The sequence below is a fragment of the Mesorhizobium sp. LMG 17147 genome, from assembly GCF_024297145.1.
Lineage (GTDB): Bacteria > Pseudomonadota > Alphaproteobacteria > Rhizobiales > Rhizobiaceae > Mesorhizobium.
The window spans coordinates 332,144-343,299 of sequence record NZ_JANCTC010000005.1 but is presented as its reverse complement, the minus strand read 5'-3'; the positions used below and the strand labels follow the sequence as shown (position 1 = coordinate 343,299).

The following is an 11,156-nucleotide window of genomic DNA, read 5'->3' as shown; positions in this document are numbered from 1 at the left end:
GTCAAAGCGGCGTCCCGCCGCGAGGCGGAACGCCGCAGTGTCGGTGAATCTGTTTTTGCCTGGATTTGGCTGGACGATCGGCCAGGTGTCGCCTATTCCGGCGAACCTCGATGTCCAGAACTGTCAGGAGCGGCATTGACATCCGGGTTTGCGAACCGACATTCAGCGGATTAAATCAACAACTCTGTTTCAAGCAGCCGTTTTCAGCCATGCAGCCGATCATCTCGATTTCCGGGGTCACCAAGACCTACGCCACCGGCTTCAAGGCGCTGAAGGAGATCAATCTCGATATAGTGCGCGGCGAGATCTTTGCGCTGCTCGGGCCGAACGGCGCCGGCAAGACGACGCTGATCTCGATCGTCTGCGGCATCGTCAACCGCTCGTCGGGTTCCGTCACCGTCGACGGCCATGACATCAACCGCGACTACCGCGCGGCGCGCAGCCTGATCGGGCTGGTGCCGCAGGAACTGACCATCGACGCCTTCGAGAGCGTGTGGGCGACGGTCAATTATAGCCGCGGCCTGTTCGGCAAACCGGCGGACAAGGCGTTCGTCGAAAAAGTGCTGCGCGACCTGTCGCTCTGGGACAAGAAGGACGCCAAGGCGATCACGCTGTCCGGCGGCATGAAGCGCCGGCTGATGATTGCCAAGGCGTTGTCGCACGAGCCGCGCATCCTGTTCCTCGACGAACCGACGGCAGGCGTCGATGTCGAGCTGCGCCAGGACATGTGGGCGATGGTGCGCCGGCTGCGCGAAGACGGCGTCACCATCATCCTGACCACGCACTACATCGAAGAAGCGGAGGCGATGGCCAACCGCGTCGGCGTCATCAACCGCGGCGAGATCGTGCTGGTCGAGGACAAGGCCGAGCTGATGCGCAAGCTCGGCCGCAAGCGGCTTGTGCTGGAACTGCGCAGTCCCCTGGCCACCGTTCCCGACGCCTTTTCGCGCTACGCGCTGGAGCTTTCGCCGGATGGCGGGCAGCTGACCTATACTTATGACAACCAGAGCGAACGGCCGGGCGTCGCCTCGTTGATCCGCGAGCTCGAGGCGGCCGGCATCCAGTTCCGCGACATCGATACGGAAAACAGCTCGCTTGAGGAGATCTTCGTCAATCTGGTGAGGAAACCGGCATGAACCCGCGCGCGGTCATGAATCTTCATGCGGTATGGGCGATCTATCGGGTGGAGATGGCGCGCGCCCTTCGCACGGTGCTGCAGAGCATTGTTTCGCCGGTCATTTCCACGTCGCTCTATTTCGTCGTTTTCGGCTCGGCCATCGGCTCGCGCATCACCGAGATCGACGGCATCAGCTACGGCGCCTTCATCGTGCCGGGGCTGATCATGCTGTCGCTGCTGACGCAGTCGATCTCCAACGCTTCTTTCGCTATCTATTTTCCGAAATTCGTCGGCTCGATCTACGAATTGCTGTCGGCGCCTGTGTCCTATCTGGAGATCGTCATCGCCTATGTCGGGGGTGCGGCGACAAAGTCGATTGTGCTTGGCCTGATCATCCTGGCGACGGCCTCGCTGTTCGTGCCGCTTCACATCGAGCATCCGGTCTGGATGCTCGCCTTCCTGGTGCTGACGGCGGTGACCTTCAGCCTGTTCGGCTTCATCATCGGCATCTGGGCGAAGAGCTTCGAGCAGCTGCAGCTGGTGCCGCTGCTGATCATCACGCCGCTGACCTTCCTCGGCGGCAGCTTCTATTCGATCAACATGCTGCCGGGCATCTGGCGCACGGTGACGTTGTTCAACCCGGTCGTCTACCTGGTCAGTGGGTTCCGCTGGAGTTTTTACGGCAAGTCCGACGTTTCGGTCGGCGTCAGCCTCGGCATGACGGTTGTTTTCCTGCTCGTCTGCATAGCAATCGTCGCCTGGATCTTCAGGACCGGCTACCGGCTGCGCAACTGATCGACTGGCCCGCCAGGCAAAGCAGCCTTATCAGTCAACGGAAACAGCGCTGAGTGCAGCCCTTGCGTCGATGCCCTTGATCTTCATGTTTTGTTATATATCATGTTATTGTTTTTCGCGAGACGGAATTGGCATATGGAAGACGTCGTACGATCGCTTGGTTTCTTGTGCCTGGGCAGCAGGATGAAGCGTATAGGCGAGCAACTGCAAGCGGAGGCGCAGCGCCTGCTCGACCGGCTGGATGTTCCGGTTCAGGCGAGCCAGTACCCACTGCTGGCCGCGCTCGACAGGCTGGGCCCGCTGCCTGTCGGGGAACTGGCGCAATCGCTTGGCATCGCGCAGCCAGGTGTAACGCGAAGCGTCTCGCTTCTGGCCGGATTGGGATTGCTCGAGGTTAGTCCGTCGACCGATGACCAGCGGCGCAGGATTGTCTCTCTCACTCGGGACGGCCGGCGGCTGGTCGATGTCGCAAAGCGCGAGGTCTGGCCGCGCATCGAAAACGCCGTTGCGGATTTGTGCGCGGATCTTTCGGGGCCGCTTCTTGAGCAGCTGACCGCCATCGAGGACGGCCTAGCCGCGGCCCCTCTCGACCGTCGAGTGAAAAATCCGGAGGGCGCTGCGTGATGAAACACCTGCTCGACCGGCCTATCTGGAGCGCGCTTCAGACGCGACATCGGGCGTTCGCACAAGGTAATGACCTCGCCAGGCGGTATCGGCCGTCGATTGTTCCGTTCGCCGCCACGGGCGCCGACGACGCCGAAAGCCTGCGGGCGCTCGAACAGCTTGTCTCCGCGGGCGAGAGTGTCATCCTGCTTCAGTCGGACGCCATTGCTCTGCCCGCGGGGCTTTTTGCGACTTCGACCGCAGCCGGGGTTCAAATGATTGCCGAGCGGCCGTTGCAAACCGTGTCTGACCAACGTGTGCAACGTTTGACCCGAGACGATGCGGCTGAGATGCTCGCCCTGGCATTGCTCACCAAGCCTGGCCCATTCACGCTCGAAGCCCTGAGCCTGGGCGATTTTTGGGGCGTGAAAATCGAGGGCAGACTTGTGGCAATGGCCGGCGAGCGCATGAAGCAACCTGGCTATACCGAACTCAGCGGGGTGTGCTCACATCCGGAATTTCGCGGCGGTGGCCTAGGCAAGCTGCTGTCCCTGTTCGTGGCAAACCGGATAGTGGCGCGCGGCGAAGTTCCCTATCTTCACGCCTATGCCAGCAACGCCACGGCCATCAGACTATACGAGTCCATTGGCTTCAGGTTGCGAAGCACAATGAATGTGGCCGTGGTTCAGCGCACCGAATGATTGGTCGGCGCATGATGCGCAGCATGGATGCATCCCGTATCAGGAAAGGAAGGATTTCGCATCCACCGAAATCCTTCCTCGAGACTGCAAGGCCTTCCTGCGTCTCAGACCGCGATCTTGCCGCCGCCTTGCCTGGTGATGGCAACGACCGCCGGGCGCACCGGCATGTCCGGCTTGAAGTCAGGCCAGCGGGTCGACAAATCCTCATAATAGGAGGGACGCCCAAAAGCCTCCCAGTCCTCGCCACCGTCGCCTGGATGCTGGACGGCAACGAAAGCAGTCTGGTCGTCCGGCGCAAACAGGGGACCACACATTTCGGCGCCGATCGGCACACGGAAGAACAGCTTTGAGGTCGCCCGCGCCGGGCCTTCCGTGTCGACCGCCCACAGGCCGTCGGTGCGGCCTGTTGCCTTCGGGCCCTGGCCGTCGGTAGCAACCCAGAGGCGGCCGGCCGAATCGACCGCGCAATTGTCCGGCATGCCGAACCAGCCGTTGGCAGTGGTTGCGGTGGAGAAGGTGGCGCCGATTTCGGCCACGGCGGGATCGCCGCATTTCAGCAGGATTTCCCACTTGCCCTTGGTCGCAGCGAAATCACCGCCATCCTCGACGATCTCAATGATATGGCCAAAGGCGTTTTCGGCGCGCGGATTGGCGGCGTCGACCTGGTCGGCCTTGCGCTTCGAATTGTTGGTCAGCATGACATAGACCTTGCCATTGGCGGCATTGGGCTGGATGTCTTCCGGGCGGTCCATCTTGGTGGCGCCAAGCAGGTCGGCGGCACGGCGCGTCTCGATCAGCACGTCGGCCTGGCTGGCAAAGCCGTTTGCCGCCGTCAGCGGTCCCTGGCCGAAGACGATCGGCAGCCATTCGATCGAACCGTCCTCGGCGAACTTGGCGACATGCAGGGTGCCGTCGTCGAGCAAATTCATGTTGGCGGCGCGATCGTCCGGATTGAACTTGCCTGTGGTGACGAACTTATAGACATAGTCGAAGCGCTCGTCGTCGCCGAGGTAGAAGACGACACGGCCATCCTTGGCGACAATCGATTCTGCGCCCTCATGCTTGAAGCGGCCCATGGCGGTGCGCTTCCTCGGCACCGACGTCGGATCCTGGACGTCGACCTCGACGATCCAGCCGAAGCGGTTCGGCTCGTTCGGCTCCTTGCCGATATCGAAACGGTCGTGATGCGCCGCCCATTCATAGGCGCCTTCGGGAATGCCGAGGCGCTTGTAGTTGGCCGCCTCGTTATGGCTCTGCGGCAGCTCGCCCGAGAAATAGCCGTGGATGTTCTCCTCGGCCATGACATAGGTGCCCCACGGCGTGACGCCGCCGGCGCAGTTGTTGAGGGTGCCGATGACCTTCGTACCGCTCGGGTCGGCGCTGGTCTTGACGCGGTCGTGGCCGGCGACGGGGCCAGACAGTGCCATCTCGGTATTGGAGGTGATGCGGCGGTTGAGCTTGCCGTCGCGCACGACCTGCCATTTGCCGGCTTCTTTGCGGATCTCGACAATGGTGCCGCCATGCGCGGCCATCTCGACATCGACTTGCTCCTTGCTGAGGGGGGCCTGCTTGGCTTTGCCATCGACGATGGTGACGAGGCCCGGGAACATCAGATGCGGATTGGTGTATTCGTGGTTGACGACCAGCAGGCCATGCTCGGCCGAGCCGCCGATCGGGATATAACCGACATAGTCGTTGTTGTAGCCGAATTGTCTGGCCTGGGCTTCCGCCGACTGTTTTGTCGGATCGAATTCCGGCGAATCGGCGAACAGCGGATCGCCCCAGCGCAGCAGCACGTCGGCGTCATAGCCAGGTGCGACGTGATGCTTGTCGTCGATGCCGGCCTCGAGCTCGTCGAAAGCGAAGGCGGAGCCTTCGGCGGCGCGGGCGTTGTCGGCGGCAATCAGCGCCAGCGGGCTGACGGTAGCGGCTATGGCCGAGACGGCAAGCGAGCCCTTGAGGAAGCCGCGGCGCGAGAACCGCGCGGCGATGATCTCACCCATGGTGCGGTTGTCGGTGGGATTGGCTCCTGGCCCATCGTTTTCCTCGAGCAGACTGGTGCGGAAATGGGCGTCAGGGGTGCGATGTTCGGTCGAGCGCTGTTCAGTCATGGGGGCCTGCCTCTGGCTGGATGGATTGCTGGAGCGTGTTGCCTGGCCAATCCGGTATTACCGGCAGGTCACAGTTTGATGACATGCCGGCTAATTGCCACCTGCGATTTCGTATCCAACATCAGTCCCGCTTGACCGCGACCGGCGCTTCGGAAACAAGAGCTGCGGCAGGCGCGTAGGGACCGCATCGGAGGAACAAAAGTGAGTTTCTGGGGACTTGGGCAGCTCTGCGTTTCGACGGTGATCTTCCTGCTGGCGGCGATGGCCGCAAAACAGTGGGGGCTGGCGCCGAGCCTCGGCAAGATCGTGCTGACGTTGGCGCTCTATTCGCTGGGCAATCTGATCATGCTGAGGCTGATCCGTGAATTCGGCATGTCGGTGTCGTTCAGCCTGTCGGCGGTGATCCAGCTGGTGTCGGTGAATGTGGTGGCGCTGGTCTTCTTCGGCGAGCGCGTCAATGCCTTGCAGGCAACCGGCATTGTGCTTGCCATCGCAGCCGTGGCGCTGATCACGCTCGGGCCCTATCTGCAAAGGCTGTAGCTGCGATCGGGCCGATGAAGAAGATTGCAAGCAGACTGCGCAACTGGCTGGAGTTCCCGGTTCTGCTGGCCGGGCTGGTCATTGCCGGCGGGCTGTGGGGGTTCGAAGAACTGATGGAGCTGGCGCGGGCGACCACGCCGCATGCCTTCGACACCGAAATCCTGCTTGCCTTCCGCAAGGCCGGCCAGCCCGACAATCCGATCGGACCGGCGTGGCTGGAAGGAGCGATGCGCGACATCACCAGCCTCGGCAGCGCCAGCGTACTGGTGCTGATCACGGCAGCAATGATCGTCTATCTGCTCCTTATCCGCAGGCCAGGCGCGGCGCTTCTCATGTTCGTCGCGGTGGCGGGCGGCCAGCTCCTGTCAAGCGTGCTGAAATTCGATATCGACCGGCCGCGCCCCGATCTGGTCTCGCATCTCGCCGATGTGGCATCGCTTTCGTTTCCGAGCGGCCACGCCATGCTGTCGGCGGTGACGTATTTGACGCTGGGCAGCATGGCGGCACGGTTTTTGCCCGGGCGCACAACGAAGATCTATGTGCTCATGCTGGCGGTGCTGACGACGGTGGTGGTCGGCATCAGCCGCATCTATCTCGGCGTCCACTGGCCGTCCGACGTGCTGGCCGGCTGGTGCGCCGGCTTTGCCTGGGCGATGCTGTGCTGGCTGGCGGCACGATTGCTGCAGCGATGGCTAGGGCGGGCCGACGGCACCTGACGTCGGCCGGACTACTTCAAATCAGCCTGTTGATCAGGCCATGTCCGCAGCCTGCCAGCAGGAAAACCATCGACAGCACGACTGTCGAGGTCGCCAACGCTTTGAATGTCTTCACCTGCTCATCCTTTTTGAGGTCCTACTGTAAAATCGGTACCGTAATGGATGTCCCGCCAAACGATGCCGAGGTTTGTAGCATGCCAGCGCACCGGCTGGCAAAGACTGTTGCATGTTTCACATATGCAAGATGATGTTTGACCCATCATCATGAAGGTATTATACGTGATACCGCAGAACTCAGACGGGGTTTTGACCGATGATCACTGCCGCGCAGATGCGTGCCGCGAGGGCGCTGGCCGGCATCGATCAGAAGACCCTCGCCGAGCGCGCCGGGGTTTCGCTTCCAACCATTCAGCGCATGGAAGCGAGCGACGGCGTGGTCCGGGGCGTGGTCGATACGCTGATGAAGGTCATCCAGGCCCTTGAAGAGGCCGGGGTCGAGCTGATCGGCGAAAACCAGGCGAGCGAGCGTGGCGGCAGGGGCGTTCGCCTCAAGCCTTTCACGCCGCAGAACCCGCAAGGCTGACGCTACTGCCGCATCGCCGAAAATCAAATTCGGTTTTCGGATAGTCCGATGCGCGGGTCAAAAGTGTTGGGGCGTATCTGTGCGCCTATTTGGACGCACGCCGCTCCAAGTCGCGACGGCGACCGCCGACAGTCCTGCCGACGATCCCGCCGCTCCTTGGTTTCATGCGGAAGGCACTCGATGGATCAGACGCAGCGGGCAGTGCATCAACCGGCGCGGCCGACATTTTCCGAACTGTTCACCCCGAAGCTGGTGACGGTGCTGCGGGAGGGCTACACGCTCACGCATTTCAAGGCGGATGCCATCGCCGGGCTGACTGTCGCCATCATTGCGCTGCCGTTGTCGATGGCAATTGCCATTGCTTCAGGCGTGACGCCGGAGCGCGGGCTCTACACCTCGATCATTGGCGGCTTCCTGGTCTCGGCGCTTGGCGGCAGCCGTTTCCAGATCGGCGGCCCGGCCGGCGCCTTCATTGTGCTTGTGGCGGCGACGGTGGCGCGGGTTGGCGTCGATGGCTTACTGCTGGCGACGATGATGGCCGGCGTGTTCCTGCTTGCCATCGGCTATCTCAGACTTGGGACCTACATCAAATTCATCCCCTACCCGGTGACCGTCGGCTTCACCGCCGGCATCGCTGTCATCATCTTCTCCGGCCAGATCGTCGAACTGTTCGGGCTGAAGCTCGCCGGCAAGGAGCCAGGGCCGCTGGTGCCGAAGCTGATGGCCATCGGCGAAGCGGCCGGAATCAACCTCGCCGCAACTGCGGTGGCGGCACTGACCATCATCACCATTGCGACGTTGAGGCGGTTTCGGCCGAAGTGGCCGGCTATGCTGATTGCCATCGGACTGGCATCCCTCGTCGTAGCATTGCTCGCCATGCCGGCCGAGACGATCGGCACGCGCTTCGGCGGCATCCCGCGCAGCCTGCAATGGCCGGCCTTCCCGCCGCTCAGCCTCGACAGGATAATCGACGTGCTGCCGGACGCTATCGCCTTTGCGCTGCTCGGGGCGATCGAATCGCTGCTGTCGGCCGTCGTCGCCGACGGCATGACCGGAAGGCGGCATCGCTCCAATTGCGAGTTGGTGGCGCAAGGCTTCGCCAATATCGCCTCCGCCTTGTTCGGCGGCATATGCACCACTGGCACCATTGCCCGCACCGCGACCAATGTACGGGCCGGCGCGCATGGACCGGTCTCAGGCATGATGCACTCGGCCATCCTGCTTGCTCTGATGCTGGTGGCTGCACCGCTGGCCAGCTATATCCCGCTTGCAGCACTTGCCGGCGTGCTGGCGGTGGTGTGCTGGAACATGTTCGAGAAACAGGCCTTCGCCACCTTGCTGCGCGCCTCGCGCGGCGATGCGCTGGTACTGATGGCGACGTTCCTGATCGTCATCTTCCGCGACCTGACCGAAGGCATCGTCGTCGGCTTCGCGCTAGGCTCGATCCTGTTCATCGACCGCATGGCCAAGAGCATCGCGGTGGAGGCGGACCATCAATCTTTGGTGCAGGAAGACGTCGCCGACCGAGCCAGCGCTTATGATTCCAGCGAGGCGAGCGATGCCGACACCGTCGTCTACCGGATATCGGGCGCCTTTTTCTTCGGCGCCGCCTCGACCGTCGGCACGGTGCTGGACCGCATCGCCGACCAGCGCAAGAACTTCATCCTCGACTGTTCGGCGGTGCCGTTCTTCGATTCGACGGCGGCCAATGTCATCGAGGGCGCGGCCCACAAGGCCAAGCGCGCCGGCGTTCGCTTTATTATCTCAGGCGCTTCACCGCAGACACGCCGCATGCTGATCAACCACGGTGTCAAGCGGCCGCTGGTGACTTATGCCGCATCGATCACGGATGCGCGGGCGCAGCTGAAGAAAGCCGCGCCCGCCGCCTGAGCTGGCAACTGCCGGCTTAGTCGAGGCCCAACGCTGAGACCTCGCCCTCATTCATCAGCGGCACGAAGATTGTCGACTTGCCATCTGTGCCGATATCGGCGCTGCCCGGCTTGAACGTCGCAACCACTTGCGGCGTACCGCCGGCTTTGTAGCGGTAGAGCGTGCCGGTCATATAGGCAGTGGCGTAGATGCTGCCGCCGATGGTAACGACGCCATCGAGGTTGGCAAAGTTTTCCGCGCCAGCCAGAGGCGAAACGGCCTTGGTGGCGAGATCGACCGAGAGCAGGCCGCCCGGCTCCGCGGTGCTGAAGTCGGGCTTGATGCCCTTGCCCCACGAAGCGACGATCAGCCGGCCGCCATCTGCGAAGATGCCATTCGGCGAAGCAAGCGCCGCATCCTTGATGAACAGTTCGGGCCGGTCGCCGTCGATGCGATAGATCGTATCGGCAAGCATATCCGTGACGTAGACCTTGCCGGATGCGTCAGCGGTCATGTCGTTGAGAAAGACAGCGTTCGGCACGTCGATCGTCGACGCTAGCTTGCCGCTTTGGAGATCGACGACGCGCACATGGGTGATGTCGGCGACGTAGAGTTTGCCGCCGGCAATCGCCATGCCCTTGGGCGCGTCCATGCCGTCGGTCCAGTGTTGCGTGACCAGCTTGCCGTCCATCGACAGAACCGACAGATAGCCGTTGCCGTCGGCTTCGCCGGGATTGCCGACGATGTTCGAGACGATAACGCGCTGGCCGGCGGCGTCGAACAGCGCCGATTCAGGTTGCTCGAGGCCGCTGGCGCGCCAGAGTTCAGCGGCCTGAACTGCCGGCGCAGTCGCGATGCCGACAATGGCGAGAAGTATCGGTGTGAAGAGGCTTTTCATGGCTAGTCTCCTGTAATGGACTGGCGGAGAGCTAGGTCTTTCGATACTTTTCGGGAAGATCTATCGGGACTAGTACCGAAGGTTGATACCAAATCGTGCAAAAGAGGTGCATCCCATGAACGGCCTGATCTTCGACGCGCTGAAGCGGACGCTGAAGGCCAAGGGCGTGACCTACCGCGTCCTTGCCGAGCGAATGGGCGTTTCCGAGCCGACGGTGAAGCGCATCTTCCACGAGCGCAACTGCAAGCTCGACCGGCTGATGGAGATCTGCGCTGCCGCCGGCGTGGAGTTGGAGAACGTGCTCGGCTCTATGAACAGAGGACCAGGACCTGCCAACCACATCGCGCCGGAGATCGAGCGCAAGCTCGCCGGCCGGCCGGCACTGCTGTTCATCTTCGTCATGCTTTCGGAAGAATTTACGCCCGAAGGCATCATGCGCTCACAGGGGTTGAGCGAGGCTTCGATGTTCCTCTATCTGCGAGACCTCGAGGAGTTGGGGCTGGTCGCGCTCGGTCGCGGCCTGTCGGCCAGGCTGCTGGTCGAGACGCCAATCCAGTGGAATTTCGACGGGCCATTGCGGCCACTGTTCGAGGTGACCAACAAGAACTTCATCGGCTGGGCCATCACGCATCTGGAGCGCGAGGCGACATTCGTCAGCTTCTCCAGGCGGATGCGGCCCGAGACGGCGGAAATGGTCAGGCGGGAGGCGGAGGAACTGGCCGAGCGCGCCAAATTGCTTGCGCATCACGATCAGCACACGACGCCGGAAGAGGGGTTGGTCGGCTACAAATGGACCTTCGCTTTCGGCGCGACGCCATTCCCGGCGATCATGCCGATCGGACCGCATCCGCGCGACGCCGGCGCGCGGACACCCGGCCGGGCCGCCGCAAAGACACGACGGCCGCTGCCGGCCTAGCCGCCACTCTGAACCCTTGTTTCGGCGTTGGTAATTCTGGGGTTGTCGTCTCAAATCATCTGCCGGTAGTCGAAACCATATTCGAGGGTCGGCTTGACGATGCGGAAATAGGGCGACAGGTCGAAGTCGCGCGGCGTGTAGAGCGAGTGATGGCAGGATTTCCTTGCGCGAATAGCGTCCGACGGCGTGTAAGGCTCGTAGCCGGACGATTCCTCCTGCAGCCGGCCGGCAAGCCAGCGGCCAAGTCGGTCCAGAAGCGTGTCGCCGGGCTCGGTCATGCCAGACGGCGATTATCACAGGGCGGCAA

Annotated in this window: 12 protein-coding genes; 9 read left to right on the top strand and 3 right to left on the bottom strand. The window is 62.5% G+C overall.

Features of this window, described 5'->3' with window-relative positions; all coding sequences use genetic code 11:
* The first annotated feature begins 209 nt into the window (after window positions 1-209).
* From NMG46_RS13085 to NMG46_RS13070, 4 genes are all read left to right on the top strand, one after another.
* Window positions 210-1,136 (top strand): ABC transporter ATP-binding protein, encoded by a 927-nt coding sequence (locus NMG46_RS13085; RefSeq protein ID WP_254818040.1) that lies wholly within the window; start codon window positions 210-212, stop codon window positions 1,134-1,136.
* A gap of 14 nt (window positions 1,137-1,150) precedes the next feature.
* Window positions 1,151-1,912, top strand: a complete 762-nt coding sequence (locus NMG46_RS13080) for an ABC transporter permease (RefSeq protein ID WP_254818082.1) — start codon at window positions 1,151-1,153, stop codon at window positions 1,910-1,912.
* Between the two features lie 135 nt (window positions 1,913-2,047).
* Window positions 2,048-2,536 carry a MarR family winged helix-turn-helix transcriptional regulator gene (locus tag NMG46_RS13075; protein WP_254818039.1) on the top strand — a complete coding sequence of 163 codons (489 nt, stop codon included), beginning with the start codon at window positions 2,048-2,050 and terminating at the stop codon, window positions 2,534-2,536.
* Window positions 2,536-3,216: a GNAT family N-acetyltransferase gene (locus NMG46_RS13070; protein WP_254818038.1), complete on the top strand. Its 681-nt coding sequence runs from the start codon at window positions 2,536-2,538 to the stop codon at window positions 3,214-3,216. Before NMG46_RS13075 ends, NMG46_RS13070 begins: the two co-directional genes overlap by 1 nt.
* A 104-nt stretch (window positions 3,217-3,320) precedes the next feature.
* On the opposite strand, the gene NMG46_RS13065 is transcribed toward NMG46_RS13070, so the two are convergent.
* On the bottom strand, window positions 3,321-5,327 hold the full coding sequence (locus tag NMG46_RS13065) for a PhoX family phosphatase (protein WP_254818037.1): 2,007 nt from the start codon (window positions 5,325-5,327) through the stop codon (window positions 3,321-3,323).
* 201 nt (window positions 5,328-5,528) lie between these two features.
* Here NMG46_RS13065 and NMG46_RS13060 point away from each other — a divergent pair, with 201 nt between their 5' ends.
* The 4 genes from NMG46_RS13060 to NMG46_RS13045 all read left to right on the top strand — a co-directional run bounded on the left by NMG46_RS13060 (window position 5,529) and on the right by NMG46_RS13045 (window position 9,056).
* Window positions 5,529-5,867: a hypothetical protein gene (locus tag NMG46_RS13060; protein WP_023679017.1), complete on the top strand. Its 339-nt coding sequence runs from the start codon at window positions 5,529-5,531 to the stop codon at window positions 5,865-5,867.
* Window positions 5,868-5,881: 14 nt separating this feature from the next.
* Window positions 5,882-6,583 carry a phosphatase PAP2 family protein gene (locus NMG46_RS13055; protein ID WP_254818036.1) on the top strand — a complete coding sequence of 234 codons (702 nt, stop codon included), beginning with the start codon at window positions 5,882-5,884 and terminating at the stop codon, window positions 6,581-6,583.
* A 313-nt stretch (window positions 6,584-6,896) separates the two neighbouring features.
* Window positions 6,897-7,166 (top strand): helix-turn-helix domain-containing protein, encoded by a 270-nt coding sequence (locus NMG46_RS13050; RefSeq protein WP_254818035.1) that lies wholly within the window; start codon window positions 6,897-6,899, stop codon window positions 7,164-7,166.
* 180 nt (window positions 7,167-7,346) lie between these two features.
* Entirely contained in the window at window positions 7,347-9,056 is a 1,710-nt protein-coding gene (locus NMG46_RS13045) for a SulP family inorganic anion transporter (RefSeq protein WP_254818034.1), read from the top strand.
* A 16-nt stretch (window positions 9,057-9,072) separates the two neighbouring features.
* Here the strand turns inward: NMG46_RS13045 and NMG46_RS13040 are convergent, their stop codons facing one another.
* Complete coding sequence (locus NMG46_RS13040; protein WP_254818033.1) at window positions 9,073-9,933, bottom strand: SMP-30/gluconolactonase/LRE family protein; 861 nt, start codon at window positions 9,931-9,933, stop codon at window positions 9,073-9,075.
* A gap of 115 nt (window positions 9,934-10,048) precedes the next feature.
* Here NMG46_RS13040 and NMG46_RS13035 point away from each other — a divergent pair, with 115 nt between their 5' ends.
* Window positions 10,049-10,849 (top strand): helix-turn-helix transcriptional regulator, encoded by an 801-nt coding sequence (locus NMG46_RS13035; RefSeq protein WP_254818032.1) that lies wholly within the window; start codon window positions 10,049-10,051, stop codon window positions 10,847-10,849.
* 50 nt (window positions 10,850-10,899) lie between these two features.
* Here the strand turns inward: NMG46_RS13035 and NMG46_RS13030 are convergent, their stop codons facing one another.
* On the bottom strand, window positions 10,900-11,127 hold the full coding sequence (locus NMG46_RS13030; protein WP_254818031.1) for a hypothetical protein: 228 nt from the start codon (window positions 11,125-11,127) through the stop codon (window positions 10,900-10,902).
* Window positions 11,128-11,156 lie beyond the last annotated feature (29 nt).

Excerpts from the sequence above, each read along its gene's own strand:
- NMG46_RS13085 (WP_254818040.1), top strand. The coding sequence starts at position 210 with ATGCAGCCGATCATCTCGATTTCCGGGGTCACCAAGACCTACGCCACC.
- NMG46_RS13080 (WP_254818082.1), top strand. The coding sequence starts at position 1,151 with ATGAATCTTCATGCGGTATGGGCGATCTATCGGGTGGAGATGGCGCGC.
- NMG46_RS13075 (WP_254818039.1), top strand. The coding sequence starts at position 2,048 with ATGGAAGACGTCGTACGATCGCTTGGTTTCTTGTGCCTGGGCAGCAGG.
- NMG46_RS13070 (WP_254818038.1), top strand. The coding sequence starts at position 2,536 with ATGAAACACCTGCTCGACCGGCCTATCTGGAGCGCGCTTCAGACGCGA.
- NMG46_RS13065 (WP_254818037.1), bottom strand. The coding sequence starts at position 5,327 with ATGACTGAACAGCGCTCGACCGAACATCGCACCCCTGACGCCCATTTC.
- NMG46_RS13055 (WP_254818036.1), top strand. The coding sequence starts at position 5,882 with ATGAAGAAGATTGCAAGCAGACTGCGCAACTGGCTGGAGTTCCCGGTT.
- NMG46_RS13050 (WP_254818035.1), top strand. The coding sequence starts at position 6,897 with ATGATCACTGCCGCGCAGATGCGTGCCGCGAGGGCGCTGGCCGGCATC.
- NMG46_RS13045 (WP_254818034.1), top strand. The coding sequence starts at position 7,347 with ATGGATCAGACGCAGCGGGCAGTGCATCAACCGGCGCGGCCGACATTT.
- NMG46_RS13040 (WP_254818033.1), bottom strand. The coding sequence starts at position 9,933 with ATGAAAAGCCTCTTCACACCGATACTTCTCGCCATTGTCGGCATCGCG.
- NMG46_RS13035 (WP_254818032.1), top strand. The coding sequence starts at position 10,049 with ATGAACGGCCTGATCTTCGACGCGCTGAAGCGGACGCTGAAGGCCAAG.
- NMG46_RS13030 (WP_254818031.1), bottom strand. The coding sequence starts at position 11,127 with ATGACCGAGCCCGGCGACACGCTTCTGGACCGACTTGGCCGCTGGCTT.